General features: G+C 43.6%; 18 protein-coding genes. 11 read left to right on the forward strand and 7 right to left on the reverse strand.

All coding sequences use genetic code 11. The features are described 5' to 3' along the window. Positions 1-79 precede the first annotated feature (79 nt). Positions 80-1,003 (reverse strand): helix-turn-helix domain-containing protein, encoded by a 924-nt coding sequence (locus tag VIA_RS10965; RefSeq protein ID WP_004413054.1) that lies wholly within the window; start codon positions 1,001-1,003, stop codon positions 80-82. 194 nt (positions 1,004-1,197) lie between these two features. Between VIA_RS10965 and VIA_RS10970 the strand changes: the two genes are divergently transcribed. After that, entirely contained in the window at positions 1,198-1,884 is a 687-nt protein-coding gene (locus tag VIA_RS10970) for an EAL domain-containing protein (protein WP_235801307.1), read from the forward strand. A gap of 175 nt (positions 1,885-2,059) precedes the next feature. Further along, positions 2,060-2,863 carry a thrombospondin type 3 repeat-containing protein gene (locus VIA_RS10975; RefSeq protein ID WP_004413056.1) on the forward strand — a complete coding sequence of 268 codons (804 nt, stop codon included), beginning with the start codon at positions 2,060-2,062 and terminating at the stop codon, positions 2,861-2,863. Positions 2,864-2,930: 67 nt separating this feature from the next. Here the strand turns inward: VIA_RS10975 and VIA_RS10980 are convergent, their stop codons facing one another. From VIA_RS10980 to VIA_RS10995, 4 genes are all read right to left on the reverse strand, one after another. Then, positions 2,931-4,871 (reverse strand): HAMP domain-containing methyl-accepting chemotaxis protein, encoded by a 1,941-nt coding sequence (locus tag VIA_RS10980; RefSeq protein WP_004413057.1) that lies wholly within the window; start codon positions 4,869-4,871, stop codon positions 2,931-2,933. A gap of 216 nt (positions 4,872-5,087) precedes the next feature. Further along, a complete protein-coding gene (locus VIA_RS10985; protein ID WP_004413058.1) occupies positions 5,088-6,011 on the reverse strand; it encodes an aminoimidazole riboside kinase in 924 nt (307 codons plus the stop codon). Between the two features lie 91 nt (positions 6,012-6,102). Further along, entirely contained in the window at positions 6,103-7,476 is a 1,374-nt protein-coding gene (locus tag VIA_RS10990; protein WP_004413059.1) for a PTS transporter subunit EIIC, read from the reverse strand. A gap of 16 nt (positions 7,477-7,492) precedes the next feature. Next, positions 7,493-8,947, reverse strand: a complete 1,455-nt coding sequence (locus VIA_RS10995; RefSeq protein WP_004413060.1) for a glycoside hydrolase family 32 protein — start codon at positions 8,945-8,947, stop codon at positions 7,493-7,495. A 198-nt stretch (positions 8,948-9,145) separates the two neighbouring features. Here VIA_RS10995 and VIA_RS11000 point away from each other — a divergent pair, with 198 nt between their 5' ends. Continuing rightward, on the forward strand, positions 9,146-10,141 hold the full coding sequence (locus VIA_RS11000; protein WP_004413061.1) for a LacI family DNA-binding transcriptional regulator: 996 nt from the start codon (positions 9,146-9,148) through the stop codon (positions 10,139-10,141). Positions 10,142-10,208: 67 nt separating this feature from the next. On the opposite strand, the gene VIA_RS11005 is transcribed toward VIA_RS11000, so the two are convergent. Next, on the reverse strand, positions 10,209-10,649 hold the full coding sequence (locus tag VIA_RS11005) for a CBS domain-containing protein (RefSeq protein ID WP_004413062.1): 441 nt from the start codon (positions 10,647-10,649) through the stop codon (positions 10,209-10,211). A 315-nt stretch (positions 10,650-10,964) separates the two neighbouring features. Here VIA_RS11005 and queA point away from each other — a divergent pair, with 315 nt between their 5' ends. The 8 genes from queA to mepA all read left to right on the forward strand — a co-directional run bounded on the left by queA (position 10,965) and on the right by mepA (position 18,681). Then, positions 10,965-12,017 carry a tRNA preQ1(34) S-adenosylmethionine ribosyltransferase-isomerase QueA gene (queA, locus tag VIA_RS11010; protein ID WP_004413063.1) on the forward strand — a complete coding sequence of 351 codons (1,053 nt, stop codon included), beginning with the start codon at positions 10,965-10,967 and terminating at the stop codon, positions 12,015-12,017. 260 nt (positions 12,018-12,277) lie between these two features. After that, positions 12,278-13,414 (forward strand): tRNA guanosine(34) transglycosylase Tgt, encoded by a 1,137-nt coding sequence (gene tgt, locus VIA_RS11015; protein ID WP_004413064.1) that lies wholly within the window; start codon positions 12,278-12,280, stop codon positions 13,412-13,414. 172 nt (positions 13,415-13,586) lie between these two features. Continuing rightward, complete coding sequence (gene yajC / locus VIA_RS11020) at positions 13,587-13,916, forward strand: preprotein translocase subunit YajC (protein ID WP_004413065.1); 330 nt, start codon at positions 13,587-13,589, stop codon at positions 13,914-13,916. Between the two features lie 20 nt (positions 13,917-13,936). Further along, complete coding sequence (gene secD / locus VIA_RS11025) at positions 13,937-15,793, forward strand: protein translocase subunit SecD (RefSeq protein WP_004418060.1); 1,857 nt, start codon at positions 13,937-13,939, stop codon at positions 15,791-15,793. 14 nt (positions 15,794-15,807) lie between these two features. Further along, entirely contained in the window at positions 15,808-16,755 is a 948-nt protein-coding gene (secF, locus tag VIA_RS11030; protein WP_004413067.1) for a protein translocase subunit SecF, read from the forward strand. A gap of 70 nt (positions 16,756-16,825) precedes the next feature. After that, positions 16,826-17,347, forward strand: a complete 522-nt coding sequence (locus tag VIA_RS11035; protein WP_004413069.1) for a hypothetical protein — start codon at positions 16,826-16,828, stop codon at positions 17,345-17,347. Between the two features lie 108 nt (positions 17,348-17,455). After that, positions 17,456-17,788 carry a DUF1904 domain-containing protein gene (locus VIA_RS11040; RefSeq protein WP_004413070.1) on the forward strand — a complete coding sequence of 111 codons (333 nt, stop codon included), beginning with the start codon at positions 17,456-17,458 and terminating at the stop codon, positions 17,786-17,788. A gap of 38 nt (positions 17,789-17,826) precedes the next feature. Beyond that, positions 17,827-18,681, forward strand: coding sequence for a penicillin-insensitive murein endopeptidase (gene mepA, locus VIA_RS11045; RefSeq protein ID WP_004413071.1), 855 nt, complete (start codon positions 17,827-17,829; stop codon positions 18,679-18,681). 58 nt (positions 18,682-18,739) lie between these two features. Here mepA and VIA_RS11050 read toward each other — a convergent pair whose 3' ends face one another. Continuing rightward, on the reverse strand, positions 18,740-18,994 hold the full coding sequence (locus VIA_RS11050) for a YfhL family 4Fe-4S dicluster ferredoxin (protein ID WP_004413072.1): 255 nt from the start codon (positions 18,992-18,994) through the stop codon (positions 18,740-18,742). Position 18,995 lies beyond the last annotated feature (1 nt).

Consider the following 18,995-nt stretch of genomic DNA (forward strand, 5'->3'; position numbering starts at 1 on the left):
TATACGAAGTGAGTACCATTAGTAAACAAGTTGTTTATGCATTGCGTTATTTTTAGTTTGTTTAAATTACTCCTTTGAATCAATCTATAAGTAGGCTTAGTAATTCGTTATTACTAAGAAGTAGTGATGAGTCGATACCTAGCAATACTCTCTTGTAATAATTACTCCCTACTTTGCACCCATTTTTAGATGTTTTCGTATCGTAAGCAATAGTTTCAAATCCTAGCTGGTGCATAAAGTCAAAAGCTTCAGGGTTTTCTACACAAATATAGTAATTATGGACATTAGCATGTGTAGCTAAGTTTTTTAATTGAGACGAAAATTGTGTTTTGAATACATCAAGGCTAGATGAAAATCGGATGGCATTTAAACACGAAAGTGTCTGTGTTGGGGTGTATTTTACTGCTTGAGTAACATCTATAAATACAGAGTTTTTTTTCACGGAACTTTCGATAAAACCACCATCAAAGATGAGACTAACAGAGTGTCCGATAAGAGCCTTAGTGTCTTTGTTGATGAACTTTTTTCCAATTGCTTTTTTGTCCCGGTGATATTGATAAAGATTAATGTCGAAAAGACCAGGATATCCAATATCTAGTTCGGTGTGAAGATACTTGATGTCGTCAATTGTGTGATCATTAGGAGCATCAAATAGAGGCATTTCCTCGATGGCAATTTTTTTCTCTATTGCGGTTTTTTTATAGCTAGCTGTCGCCAAGCGAATATTGACATTTTGGAAACGTGTATACAGTAGTCTATTGAGCTTGTCACTACTAATAGGGTGGTTGAGTGACTTTAAATAAGGCATCAAGTCTGTAGTAAAGCAACGGAGTATCCGAAGTTGCTTTGAGAGCGTCGGTTTTATTATTCCTCTTTCCCAGCGACTTACAGTGTTGGCATCGATAGATAAAAACTCATCGCTGGCTAGGTTAAGTTTTGTGGCCAGCTGATGTTGGCTTAAATTAAGGTTTTTTCTTAATATTCTCAGGTGCTTAGAAAACATGATTGACGAATTATACCAAGTGTAAAATAGTAAATTTTCTGAGTAAGTATAGAGTAATTAGGCAGATCAGCACATTGTTTTAATTCATATGCTGTTTTTTCCATTTAATGATGAAATAGACTTGATAGTGATCTTACCTTGGAGTTAAGCATATGTTGGCATGTAAACTCGATTCTAGCTATTTCAATGTATTAATGAAAGATATCTATAATGGCAAGTTCTATCCTGTATTTCAGCCGATATTTTCTACGGATAATAGAAGGATTGTAGGTTACGAAGTATTAGGTCGTTGGGACAATGCTCATTCTGTTGAGCAATCTATGAAGTACTTAGAAGAAAACAATGGAATTAATTACTTTTCCCGAATGTTTATGAAAAAACTTTGCATGGTGTTGGATCATAAGAGTATTGAAAAAGAGATGTTTATATCCATTAACATTTCACCTTCCCATTTAGCCAGTCATTTATTTTTATTGGATACTTTTAAAATTATAAGAAAGTGTCAAGATTTAGGTATTCACTTATGGTTCGAGCTAACTGAGCATACTAGCTACCCAAAAGGTGAAGAGTTCAACCTTATGATCCTAAATATAAATTTCTGTAAATCTTCGGGTGTTAAATTTGCTATTGATGACTTTGGTACGGGTGCACATCATGATGAAGAGTGCATTAAGATCGTAAAGCCAAGTATTGTTAAGCTAGATAAAGCATTTCTGAGAAAAAAGGAGATCTCAGAATGGAATGGTATTAATAATCTGGCCTCAAAGTACAAGTTTGACCTTGTTGCTGAGGGGGTGGAGGGGTTGTCTGACTGGGAGTTTTTAAAAGAACAAAAAGTTAATTTTGCTCAAGGCTACTACTTAGGGAGACCATATCAATGAGTGGTAGGAAAATTTGCTATTAATATAATCCTTGTTTCAATTACGATATTAATAATTAAGCAATAATTGTCTGAGCTAAGTATCTGCTCCATGTTTCGTAAGTTATGACATCCATACCTTAAGTGGCTAGCGCAGTGTTGTAATTGGAACGTTGAGCTTATGGGAGTTAGGGTAAATGAATAGAATTAATAATATCTCTGCACCTAAGTTGTTCTTGGCTTTATTTACTAGTAACGTTTTGGTCGGATGCCACGAAGTTGAGATAAACCGAATGTCTGAAGGAGGGCGCGTTGTAGTGCATCCCACGGACATAAAACTTGCTGGTGGTGAGTTTGATTCGGATGGTGACGGAATTCCTGACAATTTAGAGTTAGAGATGGGACTAGAACCGACTAAGAAAGATAGTGACGATGATGGTATTTCAGACGGTCTTGAAGACAGCGACGGTGATGGGATAACGAATATAGTGGAGGTTAAGCTTGGTCTTTATCCTTATATGCCTCGAAGTGATCGAATTCACCATGACACTAAGGTGGACTCTGACTCAGATGGTATCCCTGACTATATAGAATGGAACGTTGGCCTCAATCATCAAAAAGCTGAAACGATTTCCCGACAACAGGATTATATGGTCGATACAGATGGTGATGGGATTCCCAACTATCTAGAATTTCTAGTTAACCTCGATCACTCAATGTTAATGACCTTCTCAGAGTATGCTGACCAACAGGTTGATCGTGACAGAAACGGTGTTCCTGACTATATGGAGGTGGATAGCGATAGTGATGGCGTTAATGACTATCTTGAGCTTGAAATTGGTACCAACCCATTCACACCACAAACTCTAGTTGGGTCTGCAGATTTAAGCGTGGACAACGATGGTAATGGGATTCCAGATTACGCTGAAGTGGATACAGATCGGGATGGGACTCCTGATTATCTTGTATTATGGTTAGCTTCAAATGCAAACCATCATTGATTATAAGCAATTCCGCTGTGATTGACGAAGATAGAAAGGGAGTCCTCTCCCTTTCTATCTGCTTTAGCTAAAGTTTAAAGAAACTCAACAGTTCTTTTTGTTTCACTGCCAGGTTAGACAGTTCATCACTGGCTCGTTTACTGTCTTCGATACCTGATGCGTTTTTATTCACTAGATCAAATGTTTGAGATACATTCTCTGAAATGTCATGAGTCACTCCCGATTGTTGTTCAGATGCTGTTGCCACTTGTGTGTTCATATCTGAAATCAGTGATACGGACGCGGTGATAGAAGAAAATGCGGAGCGAAGCTGTTCGCTGTATTTACGAGAATCTTCAGCAAGGGTTAAGTTAGACTGCATATAGTGATTCGCGTCTTTCGCTTGGGCTTGTAAGCGAGAAATGATCTCTTGAATATCAACGGTTGATTGCTGAGTTTTTGCTGCCAGCGAGCGCACTTCATCTGCTACTACTGCAAAACCTCGACCTTGTTCACCAGCACGAGCCGCCTCGATGGCTGCATTCAATGCGAGTAAGTTGGTCTGCTCCGAAATGGAGTTAATCACTTCAACGACTGTGCCGATCTCGACCGAGTATTCTTGTAGCTGATTAACGATCTTCGATGTTTCTTCAATCGAGCTGTCGACTTTCTGCGAGACCTGATCGGAAGAGTCTAGGATACGACCACCTTCAACAACATTATTTGTGGCATCGCTAGCTGCCGTTTCAGCGTTGGCGGCGTTCTGGCTCACCTCAGACGCTGTACTTGATAGCTCATTGATTGCGGTCGCGATCTGTTCTACTTGGCTGAGCTCTTGTTGAGCATTACTTTCCGTCTCAGTCATGATGCCTGTTAAGGACATAGATGAAGACGAAACGTTATCAGAAATTTGATGGAAACCCTCAATGATACGGCGGAGTTCTAGGCGCATCTGCAGTATGTTAGCGTATATGCCAGACTCTTTCCCAGTAGTGCTAATCTGCGTTGAAAGATTCCCTGAGGCGACTTCTGCCACCATCTCTTGGATCTGACTTGGTTCACCACCGACAACCTTCAAGACACTACGGTAGATGGCGACAGCGATACCGAGAGCACTGACGATTACGATGAGAGAAAGAACAATTAAGGTCACTTGTGCATTGGCAAAGCGATCCACCATTTCTGGTCCGACGGTATCTTGTTTAGCTTTCGTGTCTAGTTTAATTTCTTCTATCGTTCGTGCAGCAGAGGCACCCATGACATCCAATGTTCCAGAAATAATCTCGTTTCGGTTGTTAATCGTTTGAACAACTTTGGCAAATGTTAAGCGGTATTGTTCAAAGTGCTGTTGGAACGCTTTCAGATTCGAGACTTGTTGTGCAGAGATCAATTGAGACTCCACCTTGCTTGCTAACTCTGCGACGAGTGAAAACTCTTTTTCGGCTCGCATAACATCATTTTGTGAATTGCTGGTTAGAAATTTAGACGCGTAAAGACGAGAAAGTAGTAAGTGCTGTTGTAACGTCCCCGCGCTTACTGCCACGTCTAAGTCATCTTCAGTTGCGGCTTGGTTCATGAGACTTGTTACCGACACTCGCATTCCTAAACCAGCCGGATCAAGCTGCTCTTTCACTAGCTTGTTACGTTGATTGACTAGCTGGATAACTTGGTTGAAGCCAGCTTGATATTGCGCTAACTGATTTTCGATGGCGATGAAATCAGATTTGTGCTCATCGTCAAGGTGCGAGTTAATCACCCCCTCTATTAGGTCGATTGCGGTGGTAATTCGCTTATTCAGTTCTGCAATATTCGCTTCATCATTATTTTTAATGTATTTAAGCGCTGCGAGTCGGGCTTCTAGAATATTCGCTTGAACTCTCCCTGTAGACACACTGGTTAACGCAAGGGCTCGATAGGTGTTAAAACCGCCACTTGACTGATAGAAGCGCAATGAAGCGACGACAGAAATGATCAAAATCAGGCCTAGGATTACTCCAAACCCCAAAGTTAATAGTTTTTTAAGGCTCATACCAATGTTCCTGTTTGGTTTTATGAGGAATAGGTTTGAACTGACGGTATGTACAACTTGGTTGATATAATTATAAGTAAATTATAATGGGGATATTTGGATTCTGCTGATTTTGAGACCAGGAAACCTAAAGAAGTCGATAAGGCAGAGCGTAAATAACTGAACGTAAAGTGGAATTGCTGACACTCACGTCGTAGATGTCAGCAATCGGTGGATTTAATGGTCGAGGTAGGAGAGCAGCAGTGAGTGGTTTGGTAGAGCACTCATGGCGCCTTTTTGTGTGGTTGCCAATGCACCGCAGATATTGCCCCAGCGAACGGCTTCAATCACTTTTGTTTCTTGTTGCCAATCATCATGTTGTGATAGATAAGCGAGTAAGCCACTGACAAATGCGTCGCCAGCGCCTGTCGTGTCTATAACGTTTACAGATTGTGACTCTACATGATGTCGTTGCCCGTTAACGATCGCCAATGCGCCGTGTTCCCCTAACGTGATCAGCACCAATGGTATCGCACAGTGAGAAAGCACAGACAAGCCTTCATCAAGAGAAGAGGTTTCGGTTAAATAGAGCAGTTCTTCTTCGGAGAATTTCACCACGTCGGCCATTTCAATCGCGCGCATTACTACAGGACGAATCTCTTGCGGCTGTTGCCACACTTCATCACGTAGGTTTGGATCGAAGCTGACAAAGCCGTTTGCTTCTTTTATCGCTGACATTGCCGCTAATGTGGTTGAGCGGCTCGGCTCGTTTGCAAGGGCAATCGAACAGCTGTGAAGCCATTGATTCGCTTCAAACGAGGGAATATCAACTAGCAGAGTGAATTGATCCGCACTTGGCTTAACCATAAAGGTAAATGAGCGTTCGCCTTGATCATCGAGGTCAACAATCACGGTTGAGGTGCGTTGCTCGGGATCGAGTTTAAGGCTACTTACATCTACATTTTCTTGATCAAGCACATTGACCATAAAGCGACCTAGAGGGTCATCTCCGACGCGGCCAAAAAAGCCACAGCTGCCACCAAGGCGAGCAATGCCGACTGCGACGTTAGCTGGTGCGCCACCCGGACATTTTAAGTAGCGATCCTCACCTTCTGGTATCAGGTCAACGACGGCGTCACCGGTGAGCCAAACTTTGTTCATAGTTCGTTCCTTACAAAAGTGCCCATCGGAGCATAGCAAGATGGGCAAAATAGTTGACTGGCCTAGGGGTGAACCAGCCAACTAGATAGGGTTATTGGCTATTTTTTACTGGGTTGTAGATACGGGTCAGGACAAAAGCGGTCGCAAAGGCACTTGCAATAACCGTGAGATAACCTAGAACCGCAGTTAATGACTGAGAGTAAAGTAAGATACCCGGTATAAAAGTGATGCCCATGCCTGTTGCACTGATGTTTAGTAGGTATGTAACGAAACCACCCACAGCACCACCGACCATGCCAAACATAAACACTTTGCCGTATTGAAGGTTGACACCAAACAGTAGGGGCTCAGTGATACCAAACAGTGTCGACATTGAGGCACTGTAAGCATTACCTTTCTTGATCTTGTCTTTTAATAGAGTCGCAACCGCAATTGCCGCACCGAATTGACCTGCCATTGAAGCCGTACCTAGTGGCTGAAGTGGGTTCACGCCAGTTTCATTCAGTAGGCCAATTTCAATCACACCTAATGCGTGATGCAGACCGGTGATAACGATCATTTGCTGTACAGCACCATATAGGATGTAACCTAGACCAAGTGGTAGGTCGAGTGCCATGCGCACCAATGAGGTACAGCCGTGCTCAATAGTTTGTAGGATTGGGCCAAAGCCGAACAGGATGACGAACACTGCAATAGTGATGGTCAAAAATGGCGTAAAGACTAAGTCCATACTGGCTGGAATAAAGCGGCGTAGGTTGCGTTCTAAGTAAGAGACAAACCAACCTGCAAAAATGGCAGGCAGCACCGTGCCTTGGTAGCCAACCAGTGGGAAATTTATTCCGAGTAAATTGACCATCATAGGATCCGCGCCGCCATTGGCAACCACCCACGCATTAGGCAATTGAGGGGCAACCATCATTAAGCCAACTACGATAGCAATAATGGCATTACCACCGAATTTCTTTGCCGCAGAGTAAGCAATCAAAACAGGTAAAAAGGCAAAAGCGGTATCGGTTAGCATGCTAAACAGGGCTAATATCTCGGGAGAGAATTCAACGTCAGAGTGAAGCATCATGCCACGCAGGCCCATTAGCAAACCGGTTGTCACCAGTGCAGGGATCAGTGGAATCAGAATGTCGGCTAAGGTACGAACGACTTTTTGACTTGCCGTCATGTCTGCAAAGGCGTCTTGTTTGAAATTAGAATTTTCAAGCTCTCCACCTAAAGCGCGTTTTAGCGATTCATAAACATGGGAAACCTTGCCAGTACCAATGATGAATTGGTGTTGGCCAGATTGATAAAAGTAGCCACTGATCTGGTTGATCTCTTTCGCTTTGTCGGTATTGACCTTGTCATTATCTTTAAGGATGAGGCGTAGACGCGTAGCACAATGCTCAGCGTTGCGGATGTTATCTAGGCCCCCGATACTATCCAGTATCTCATTTACGGTAGCGTCATAATTCATTCTGTTCACCACTTTATTATATTGTAAGGTAGGTTAGCTGGGTATCGAGTTGAGCATTTTTTTCTGTAGAGATATTTAGCTGATGCTCTTCTTGAGTAGGAAAGAAAAGACAGGTAAATACATCTCGTCCATTATTAATATAAATTTCAATAATGCTTTGATCGCATATCAAGTGAATATCTTTAATGTCGTAATCAGTTTGATGTTCTCGTTTACAACCATATTTCCAATCATCTTGGTGATGGTCATAATGCTCTCTATTTAAAGTAATGGTGTTGTTATTAATAGAAAACGTTAACTCTTTACCACTTGGTGTATTTAGTGAAATTTTTAAATGGTTATCTTTGTTTAAATTATTTACGTTTAAAGAGAAAGATAACTCTTCTAATTCAACTCCTTGATTAGTAATTAAATGTCCAATTTTTTCGTGTTTTCTTACAGCCGCAGTCGTCACAATACTTGGCTTTTGCAGCAATCGTTGTTGCTCGACAGCCAATGTTCTTGGCAGGGTTAAGCAGTTAATCCAGCCATGCTCTTCGCTTGGCAAGTGATCGTCTGTCCCTGCCCACGCAATTAAGGTTTGTTGCTTGGGCGCATTGGCCATTGTTTGTGGGGCATAGAAATCGAAGCCGCGATCTAATTCATCCCAGTGCGTGACCTTGAAAGTTAATTGGTCAAAGTTAACCTGACCTAAGCAATAGATAACATTGAACTTGTTGTGGAAGCGAGTTCCATCAGCAGTAACGCCTTGTGGGGAAAAAATCAGTACATCATGTCCATCTACTTCAAGTAAATCAGGGCATTCATACATGTATGCCTCAAGGAACTCGCCATCAATTTGAATGTCGAGTGGCCCTTTGTAGTGCCAATCTAAAAGATCGTCAGATTGATAGATGATGATTTCACCTTTTAAGTCTGACTCTCTTTGCGCGCCAAGTAACATAAAGTATTGGTTATCGTGTTTAATGATCTTGGGGTCACGGACATGGCCGGTATAGCCTTCAGGTACAGACGTAATAACTGGGTTATCAGGGTGCTTGGTGACTTGATTGTTGTTATCTAAAATTGCTAAACACTGATTGGCATCACGCTCATTACCACGCTTAATATTTCCGGTGTAGAAAAGGTACGATTGGTTATTTTCAACCAGAGCACCTCCAGAATAGGCTCCGTGTGATTCATATTGTTCCAATGGTGTTATTTTTGAACCATGTTCTTGCCAGGTTAATAAATCATCAGAAGTTAAGTGCATCCAATGTTTCATGCCATGGTAAGTATCAAACGGAAACCATTGGTAAAATAAGTGGTATTTATTGTTGAAATAACAAAAACCATTAGGGTCATTTAATAGTCCATGCGGCGGACTAATATGGAATAGAGGTCGAAATGTTGATTTTGATTTTATTTTCTCAAATTTCTCATTATCCAATTCACTGGCCATGTTGATGGTTTTGTATTTTTGTTCTTGCACGTTTATTTACCTAATAACCTGGGTTGAGAAAATCATAGTGCGCTTGATAAAGGGTGAAAATAGCGCTGCACTTTTATTCACTCAATTTGATGGCGTTTTGAACAAATAGAGAGCAGGTTGTGATGTAACACAAAGTCTTGTTACATGGTGATGGGTAATATATGACGCTTACTGATAGAAAGTGTGGATAGGTGTACGATGACGATTCGTGACGTGGCCAAAAGGGCAGGGGTCTCTATTGCGACGGTTTCTAGAGTGCTCAATGGCAGCGAGCGTGTCTCTGTTGAAGCTAAGCAAGCGGTAGAGTTGGCTATGACAGAGCTTAATTATCAAAAACCGCCAGAGAAGAGGAAGAAGCCAACTAAGCTGTTCGCGGTAATTGTGCGCAATATGTCTAACCCATTTTTTTCTCAGTTGGTCGATGTTCTGGAAGAGGAGGCTTACAAGCATGGTCGAAGCCTGCTGCTGTTTAATAGCCGTAATAACCTTCAGCTAGAAAAGACGTTTTTTTCTGAGTGTATCAACCATAAAGTCGATGGCGTTTTTCTTATCCCGCGTTCTTTAAAGCAAGAGCATTTAACCTACCTTAATGATTTACCTTTCCCGGTAGTGCTATTAACGGCGACTGCGCCAAATACCATCAGCATCGGTACTCACCACCAACATGGTGGGGAGTTGGCAGCGAAATACTTTGTCCAGCAGGGGTATCGGAAATTGGGTTACCTCGGAGCCAGTGACACTAAATCAGATAGGCTACTTGGCTATCAAAACGAGCTGTTTAGGTTGGGGAAAGAATTACCAACGGAGTCTGTTCTTGCTCCTTATGACTCAGACTCTTTGCGTGATTACATTGAAAAGTGGATCTCTCATCATCCTCAGCCTATCGAGGCCGTGTTTTGCTCCGATGATATTTCCGCGAGTCATTTGCACAATGCCTTACAAGAACAAAAGGTGAGCCATAAGGTCGATATCATCGGCTTTGATGACACCTTTATTGCTCAGTCACTTGGCTTCTCAAGTATTAGGCAGCCGATTAGGAAAATTGCCTTGTTAGGCTTTGATATGATGATCGAAGCGATTCAGCAAGGTGAGTTAGCGCAGCGTTTGGTTCTACTAGAGCCAACCCTGTCGGTTAGAAGTCACCCTTCATTGCAAGCGGTTTCTCGCCGCCCTGAGATCTTGCGGAATGATTAGCAAGCGTCATCACGCTATTAAGAGCTATTTATAAAAGCTACTTTTTAGCGTGATGGAATGAATAGGGTTAATCAACTTCCTCAGGCTCGACCTCTTCTTGTAGCTCAAGCAAGTTAATCGCAATCGCAACAAAGTCACTGTCGGTGATAATTCCGACCAGCTCGCCTTTCTCTACCACGGGAAGACAGCCCACTTTATGTTTTTGCATATAAATAGCACTTTCTTTTAAGCCAGCTTGTGGTGATACCGACATAACACTGGTCTTCATCACATCATAAAGTGGTGTATTGAGCGTATAGGACTGACTTTCCGGAAGTTTCTGTAGGCTAGATTCTTCAGCCGAGAGTACATCTCGCTGAGATACGACCCCAAGCAGTTTTCTATCTGCATCAATGATTGGAACGTGACGAATATCGAGCGCTTCCATCATGCTTTTTGCATCGGCGAGATTGTGAGAGCGAAGAAGCGTATGAGGGTTACGCGTCATCATTTCTTCTACCTTAATCATGGCTGCCTCCTGAGTTATTATTCTTTGCCCTTTAAATATAGTAATTTTCTTCGATTGAGTTTGAGAGCTAAACCTGTTTTTACTGCTATAACCACGACTTTTTTGTGGTAAATCAATTGGTGAATAATTCAGCAGGATAATAGATGAGTTTGGAGGGCAAATTGCGTAAATGATTACAATAATTCACATCTCTTTCCTTGCTATTGCTCGCACGCACAATATACTAGTCGGCTGCGAAAAACTCGTCGTCTGTTTGTGACAGAATCAGTTCGGCTTCCATCACGACATAAGAAACCACGACTTAAGATTAGTAACATGCAAGTATCAGATTTTCACTTTGATTTACCGGATGAGCTTATTGCTCGTTACCCACAACCGGAGCGTACCGCAAGCCGTTTATTACAAATGGATGGCAATACCGGTGAGCTTGTTGATGGCACATTTACTGATGTGTTAGAGCAAGTTCAGCCAGGCGACTTAGTTGTATTCAACAATACACGAGTGATTCCAGCGCGTATGTTTGGCCGTAAAGAATCAGGCGGTAAATTAGAAGTCTTGGTCGAGCGTGTAGTGGACGAAAAGAGCATTTTGGCTCACGTTCGCTGTTCAAAATCACCAAAACCGGGCAGTACGATTTTTGTCGGTGAGAATGACGAGTTTTCTGCACAGATGGTCGCGCGTCATGACGCCCTGTTCGAGTTAAAGTTTAACTCAGAGCAAAACGTGCTAGCAGTACTGGAAGAAATTGGCCACATGCCACTGCCACCGTACATTGACCGCCCAGACGAAGATTCAGATAAAGAGCGCTACCAAACGGTTTACAACGAGAAGCCGGGGGCCGTAGCCGCACCAACAGCGGGTCTTCATTTTGATGAACCTTTGCTTGAAAAGATCAAAGCGAAAGGTGCTGAATTTGCGTATGTTACTCTGCACGTAGGTGCGGGTACTTTCCAACCTGTCAAAGTTGATGACATCCATGAACACCACATGCATGCCGAGTACGTCGAAGTACCGCAGGAAGTGGTTGATGCGATTAATGCCACTAAAGCACGTGGCGGCCGCATCATTGCGGTGGGAACCACATCGGTACGCTCGCTAGAAAGTGCCGCGCAAGATGCGCTTAAAAAAGGCACTGAATTGGTACCGTTCTTCGGTGATACCGAGATTTTCATCTTTCCAGGTTACGAATACCAGTTAGTCGATTGTTTGATTACTAACTTCCACTTGCCAGAGTCCACTCTGATTATGTTAGTGAGTGCTTTCGCAGGTTATGACAATACGATGAACGCGTATAAGCACGCAGTCGAGAATAAGTACCGCTTCTTCTCATATGGCGATTCGATGTTCATCAAAAAGAAAACAGCATAGATTACTTTGAGAGATTCCTGACATCTCGTACCTCGATTCAGGAATGACGTGCTTGTCATTCCATAGAGTGAGGGACGAACGAGTAGGGAATCTCTTATGTTCAGCATCGAGCTGAACGCAAACAATTTACGAGTGCTAGCAGTACGCTAGGAAGCAGAATAATCAGTTATTCTGCATCTCGCATGGAAGGCGACCGCTCCTCATAGAGCTTAAAGCTCTGAACTTAATGTCAGACTGTTTCTCTGACAACCGGAGGCTTCGTGAAGTTAAAATTCGATCTTAAGAAAAAAGACGGTGTTGCGCGTCGTGGTCAACTGACCTTTGAACGTGGCACAGTTCAAACACCTGCATTCATGCCAGTCGGTACTTACGGTACTGTTAAAGGTATGACTCCTGAAGAAGTAAAAGGCACGGGTGCTGAAATTCTTCTTGGTAACACTTTCCACCTATGGCTACGCCCAGGTCAGGAAGTAATGAAAATGCATGGTGACCTGCACGATTTTATGAACTGGCACGGTCCTATTCTTACAGATTCAGGCGGTTTCCAAGTATTCAGCCTAGGTAAGATGCGTACTATCACTGAGCAAGGTGTACATTTCCGTAACCCTGTAAACGGTGACAAGATCTTCATGGACGCTGAAAAGTCGATGGAAATCCAAAAAGACCTAGGTTCAGACATCGTAATGATCTTCGACGAGTGTACGCCATACCCAGCGACGCATAATGAAGCGAAGAAATCGATGGAAATGTCACTACGTTGGGCACAGCGCTCACGTGACCACTTCGATAAACTCGAAAACCCGAACAACCTATTTGGTATCGTTCAAGGTGGTGTTTACGAAGACCTACGTGATGTATCTGTAAAAGGCCTAACTGAGATTGGCTTTGACGGTTATGCAGTCGGCGGCCTAGCAGTAGGTGAGCCAAAAGAAGACATGCACCGTATTCTTGAGCACACATGTCCACAGCTACCAGAAGACAAGCCTCGTTACCTAATGGGTGTAGGCAAACCAGAAGACCTAGTTGAAGGTGTTCGTCGTGGTATCGATATGTTTGACTGTGTAATGCCAACGCGTAACGCACGTAATGGTCACCTATTTGTGACTGGCGGTGTGATCAAGATCCGTAATGCGAAACACAAAACAGATACAACTGCATTAGATCCGCACTGTGACTGTTACACTTGTCAAAACTACTCTAAGTCGTACCTTCACCACCTAGAGCGTTGTAACGAAATTCTAGGTGCACGTCTAAATACGATTCACAACCTACGTTACTACCAGCGTCTGATGGAAAGTATTCGTACGGCAATTGATGAAGATCGTTTTGATGAGTTCGTGCAAGAGTTCTATGAGCGTCGTGGCCGCGAAGTTCCGCCACTGGCAAAAGAGCAGTAATCGACACATTTAAGAATTAAAGCCTTTGGTATTGTGCCAGAGGCTTTTGCTAATAAAGTAGGCAAACGCACGCTATTTTTGAGAGAGCGATCTCTATTGGTCACTCTCAGACTTGAAACTAATTGGCGAATGCCCAACTTGGACATTATTAAAAATAATAGAGGATATTTTAATGTTTATTTCTCAAGCTCACGCAGCAGTAGAAGGCGCACCAGCAGGCGGCGGTTTTGAAATGCTAATCATGCTAGGTATGTTCGCGGTGATCTTCTACTTCATGATCTACCGTCCACAAGCTAAGCGTGTTAAAGAGCACAAGAACCTAATGGGCTCAATGGGTAAAGGTGACGAAGTGCTAACTAGCGGTGGCCTAGTGGGTAAAATCACTAAAATCGCAGAAGACAACGACTACATCTCTATCGAGCTGAACACAAATAACGAAGTTGTTATCAAGAAAGATTTCGTTACTGCAGTGCTACCAAAAGGTACGCTAAAGTCTCTATAAACAGCTAAAGGATCTCCGCTGTGCTAAACCGCTATCCAATATGGAAGTATCTGATGGTGATGTTTACCATCGCTATCGCAGCATTGTATGCACTTCCAAATCTCTACGGTGAAGATCCGGCTATTCAAGTTACAGGGGCGCGTGGCGCCTCTGTAGATATGTCAACGCTGGATTCTGTCACTAAAGCTCTAGATGATCAGGGCTTATCTCATAAATCCATTGCTCTCGAAAATGGATCTATTCTTGTACGTTTTAACGACACTGACACACAAATCAGTGCTCGCGATATCATCAACGAAGCGCTTGGCAAAGACAAAATTGTTGCTCTTAACCTAGCTCCTGCGACTCCGGATTGGCTTGAATCTATTGGTGCTGCGCCAATGAAGCTAGGTCTTGACCTACGTGGTGGTGTTCACTTCTTAATGGAAGTGGATATGGACGCTGCGATGGAGAAGCTAGTCGGTCAGCAAGAAGAAGCGTTTCGTAGTGAACTTCGTGAAGAGAAAATTCGTTACCGCGCGATTCGCCCTGCGGGTAAAGAAGGTGTCGAAGTACTGCTACGCAATGCTGAGCAGCTAGCTGAAGCAGAACGTATTCTTGAAAAAAATCACCCAGACATGCTGTTTACAACGTCTGATTCAGACGGCCGCTTTTCTATTACAGCAACTTTTACTGAGCAGCGTCTGACGGAGATTCGCAACTACGCTGTTGAGCAAAACATCACTATCCTACGTAATCGTGTTAACGAACTAGGTGTTGCTGAGCCGTTAGTTCAACGTCAAGGTGCTAGCCGCATTGTTGTTGAGCTTCCGGGTGTTCAAGATACTGCTCGCGCGAAAGAAATTCTTGGGGCAACAGCGACGCTAGAGTTCCGTGAAGTGGACTCTAAAGCCGACCTTGCCGCTGCTGCTAATGGCCGTGCGCCAGCGGGCAGTGAAATCAAGCAAGATCGTGATGGTCGCCCAGTGGTACTTAAGAAACGTGTCATTCTAGGTGGTCAAAGCATCACTGACGCAAGCTCAAGTGTTGATGAATACGGTCGCCCTCAAGTTAACATCTCGCTCGATAGCGAAGGTGGTAACAAGATGGCAGCGTTCTCTCGTCAGAACATTGGCAAGCTAATGGCAACGGTTTTTGCAGAATACAAAGACAGTGGTCGTCGTACTCCTGAAGGCCGTGTGATTCTGAACAAGCATGAAGAAGTAATCAACCAAGCAACGATTCAATCGGCTCTTGGTCGTAACTTCCGCATTACAGGTATTGATTCCGCTGCTGAAGCGCACAACCTAGCACTTCTACTTCGTGCAGGTGCTCTAATCGCGCCTATCTCGATTGTTGAAGAACGTACCATTGGTCCATCTATGGGTCAACAGAACATCGATATGGGTATTCAAGCGATGATCTGGGGTATGGTTGCAGTAATGCTATTCACACTGCTTTACTACCGTAAGTTCGGCATGATCGCGAACGTTGCGCTCATGGCTAACTTAGTGTTGATCATTGGTGTGATGTCGATGATTCCGGGTGCGACTATGACCTTGCCAGGTATTGCCGGTATTGTACTGACCGTCGGTATGGCTGTTGATGCCAACGTACTGATCTTTGAGCGTATCCGTGAAGAGCTAAGAGATGGCCGCAGCCCTCAACAGGCGATTCACCAAGGTTATGCCAATGCGTTTAGTACCATTGCCGATGCGAACATTACCACGCTTATCACTGCGATTATTCTATTTGCAGTCGGTACAGGTGCGATCAAAGGTTTCGCCGTGACACTGTCTATCGGTATCTTAACTTCTATGTTTACAGCCATTGTAGGGACGCGTTGTATCGTGAACCTTGCATACGGTGGTAAACGAATTAACAAACTGTCGATCTAAGGCTAGGAATTAGTATGTTTCAGATTCTAAAAGCAGAAAATACGATCGACTTTATGCGTTGGTCGAAGCTGGCATTTGTGTTCTCAATTTTGATGATTGGTGCGTCAATCTTTACTCTATCAACTAAGTGGTTGAACTGGGGTCTAGACTTTACTGGCGGTACTCTAATCGAAGTTGGTTTTGAACAGCCAGCAAACCTTGAAGATATTCGTAGTGCACTGGAAGCGGAAGGCTTTGGTGACGCAACGGTGCAGAACTTTGGTAGTGCTCGTGAAGTAATGGTTCGTCTACGTCCTCGTGACGATATGGCGGGTGAGACGTTGGGTAACCAGATTCTTAACGCTATCAAGGACGGCACGGGCGAAAGCGTTGAAATGCGCCGTATTGAGTTCGTTGGGCCGAATGTAGGTGATGAGCTTACTGAAGCTGGTGGTCTTGCGATTCTCGTGTCTCTCATCTGTATCTTGATCTACGTATCGGTTCGATTTGAGTGGCGTTTAGCGGCGGGTGCGGTATTAGCACTAGCGCACGACGTTATCATCACGCTGGGCGTATTCTCGATGATGCAGATCGAAGTAGACTTGACCATTGTCGCTGCACTACTAACGGTGGTCGGTTACTCGCTCAACGATACCATCGTTGTATTTGACCGGATCCGTGAGAACTTCCGTAAGATGCGTAAGGGTGAACCATCTGATGTTATGAATAGCTCAATCACACAGACATTGAGCCGTACATTGATCACATCGGGTACGACCTTGTTCGTAGTTATTGCTTTGTTTGTTCAAGGCGGTGCGATGATTCACGGTTTCGCCACTGCGCTTCTACTCGGTATTACGGTTGGTACATACTCTTCAATCTACGTGGCTTCGGCACTGGCATTGAAACTGGGTATTACCAAAGAACACCTAATGCCACCTCAAGTAGAAAAAGAAGGTGCAGAGTTTGATGAGATGCCATAAGGTATTAAGTCAAAGTTGTTAATCAAAGCCGCTGTTTTTCAGCGGCTTTGTTGTTTTAACGGAGTCATGAATGCGATGGTTTACGGCGTTTATTGCCTTGTTTTCTCTTAATGTATCGGTTGCTTTTAACGCATCAGCAAATACCTTAACTCTATCCAGTCAACCCGATACCCTTAGGCAAAACATTCTCAGCTCATGGCAAGAGTGTGATGAGAATACATGGTGTGAGGATGAGCTTGGTTATTATCGAGAGAGTTACTTTGCCCAAGCAATCGTGGGGGAGTCTGCGCTTGAGATTGAACTACTTAGTGAATTTTCTGCTCATCAGCTGTCTCAACTTCAACTCAACCTACGTAGCGACGGCTTCTCTTTGCAGAGTGTTGAAGTAATGGAACAGCGCTTTGATATCTCCCAGCAGAGCTCTCAACGTTCAATGAGTGAGGTCGATGAAGCTTTAGTTCGATTTATCAATCGCTACCCTCAAACCGCACCGAGGAAGCTAGTATGGTACTCTCCGCTCTGGGATGCTGAATTAATCAGTGATGGTGAGATAATTTCATTGCGCTTTATGTCTGGTGATTACACTGAGTGAATGTGTTGGGTGAATATTGTCCAGTTTTGTCGCACACTTAAATAGAGGCTACAGACTTTGAGTAATAACTTGCTATGATGAATGAAAATAATAAATAGGAAGCAAGTTATGCCACATTTACGTTTTCGAGCGGTAGATCCTCAGACAGTACAAACGCTATCTAAGCCGTTAATTGATGAGCTTAAGCCTTTGATGGACTGCCCTCGTGAAGATTTTACCTTTGAGTATATCTATTCAACATTCTTCCACGAAGGGGAAGTGAGTAGTGCTTATCCATTTGTTGAGGTGTTGTGGTTTGATCGCGGCCAAGAAGTTCAAGATGCAGTTGCCAAGGTCGTGACTTCGCAAGTTCGTGGTGTGATTGGTGAAGATGTCGATGTCGCGGTGATTTTTACAGCGCTTGATGCCAAAGGTTATTACGATAATGGCGAGCACTACTAATCAGCTCCGTTGCTCCGTTTTAGAAAGAGGAGAAAGCAATGCAGGCTAGTATGGATAGATGGTATACATTGCCTTTGTTATGCTCTTCTTTACTCTTTGCTTCCACGGCAGCTGCGACTCCGTGGGAGAAAATTAACGCCCCTTCAAATAGTGCGCCTCAAGCGATTGGTAGTTATGCCAATGGCTGCTTGTCTGGTGGTGCTGCGCTGCCATTAGAGGGCGAAGGCTATCAAGTGATCCGTAGTCAACGAGCTCGTTACTATGGTCATCCGAATGCGATCGGTTTTATTGAGCGTTTAGCTGAACTGTCACACAGTGAGCTAAAAACCAATATCTTGATTGGTGATATATCCTTGCCGCAAGGTGGGCGATTTTCATCTGGACATTCTAGTCATCAAACGGGGTTAGATATCGATATCTGGCTTAAGCTAGCTGATATACCGCTTTCCGCACCGCAGTTAGCAAAGCCGGCGCCTCATAGTGTGGTCAATTTAAAGCAATACCAACTACTCAAACATAACTGGGATAGCCGTCATTTCGAGTTAGTGAAATTTGCCGCCAGTGATGAGCAGGTTGCGCGTATCTTCGTCCACCCTGTGATTAAAGAGAAATTGTGTACCACTGAACAAAGTAACGATCGAGAGTGGCTGCGAAAAGTGCGTCCATGGTGGGGACATCATTACCATATGCATGTGCGTTTGAACTGCCCAGAAGGGAGTCAGAACTGCAAACCTCAAGCAATGCCACCTAAAGGTGATGGTTGCGGGGCTGAGCTAGCAAGCTGGAAACCACAGCCCAAGCCAGCCGCGCCTAAAGTGGCCTCAACAAAACCTAAAAAGAAGAAGCTGAAAGTGATTCCCACTCAGTGTCAGCAGTTGCTAGATAACAGTTAGTATTAAATTAGAATAAAAAAAACGCCGCTCAATGAGCGGCGTTTTTTATAAACCAATATTAGGCTAAGCCCTGAATAATAACGAACTTTTCCAACAGCTCTTCTTCAGTCTCAACATGGTCTGGATCGGTTATGATGCACTTAGTGATAGGGCAAACTGATTGACATGTTGGCTTCTCATAGTGACCTTTACACTCAGTACATAGGTCAGGATCGATCTCAAAGATCGAATCGCCCATTGTAATTGCGCCATTTGGACACTCAGGGTCACACATATCACAGTTAATACACTTATCAGTGATCAGTAAAGCCATG

This window comes from Vibrio orientalis CIP 102891 = ATCC 33934 (assembly GCF_000176235.1).
Lineage (GTDB): Bacteria > Pseudomonadota > Gammaproteobacteria > Enterobacterales > Vibrionaceae > Vibrio > Vibrio orientalis.

Coding starts and splice junctions, on each gene's coding strand:
- VIA_RS10965 (WP_004413054.1), bottom strand. CDS start 1,003: ATGTTTTCTAAGCACCTGAGAATATTAAGAAAAAACCTTAATTTAAGC.
- VIA_RS10970 (WP_235801307.1), top strand. CDS start 1,198: ATGAAAGATATCTATAATGGCAAGTTCTATCCTGTATTTCAGCCGATA.
- VIA_RS10975 (WP_004413056.1), top strand. CDS start 2,060: ATGAATAGAATTAATAATATCTCTGCACCTAAGTTGTTCTTGGCTTTA.
- VIA_RS10980 (WP_004413057.1), bottom strand. CDS start 4,871: ATGAGCCTTAAAAAACTATTAACTTTGGGGTTTGGAGTAATCCTAGGC.
- VIA_RS10985 (WP_004413058.1), bottom strand. CDS start 6,011: ATGAACAAAGTTTGGCTCACCGGTGACGCCGTCGTTGACCTGATACCA.
- VIA_RS10990 (WP_004413059.1), bottom strand. CDS start 7,476: ATGAATTATGACGCTACCGTAAATGAGATACTGGATAGTATCGGGGGC.
- VIA_RS11000 (WP_004413061.1), top strand. CDS start 9,146: ATGACGATTCGTGACGTGGCCAAAAGGGCAGGGGTCTCTATTGCGACG.
- VIA_RS11005 (WP_004413062.1), bottom strand. CDS start 10,649: ATGATTAAGGTAGAAGAAATGATGACGCGTAACCCTCATACGCTTCTT.
- queA (WP_004413063.1), top strand. CDS start 10,965: ATGCAAGTATCAGATTTTCACTTTGATTTACCGGATGAGCTTATTGCT.
- yajC (WP_004413065.1), top strand. CDS start 13,587: ATGTTTATTTCTCAAGCTCACGCAGCAGTAGAAGGCGCACCAGCAGGC.
- secF (WP_004413067.1), top strand. CDS start 15,808: ATGTTTCAGATTCTAAAAGCAGAAAATACGATCGACTTTATGCGTTGG.
- VIA_RS11035 (WP_004413069.1), top strand. CDS start 16,826: ATGCGATGGTTTACGGCGTTTATTGCCTTGTTTTCTCTTAATGTATCG.
- VIA_RS11040 (WP_004413070.1), top strand. CDS start 17,456: ATGCCACATTTACGTTTTCGAGCGGTAGATCCTCAGACAGTACAAACG.
- mepA (WP_004413071.1), top strand. CDS start 17,827: ATGCAGGCTAGTATGGATAGATGGTATACATTGCCTTTGTTATGCTCT.
- VIA_RS11050 (WP_004413072.1), bottom strand. CDS start 18,994: ATGGCTTTACTGATCACTGATAAGTGTATTAACTGTGATATGTGTGAC.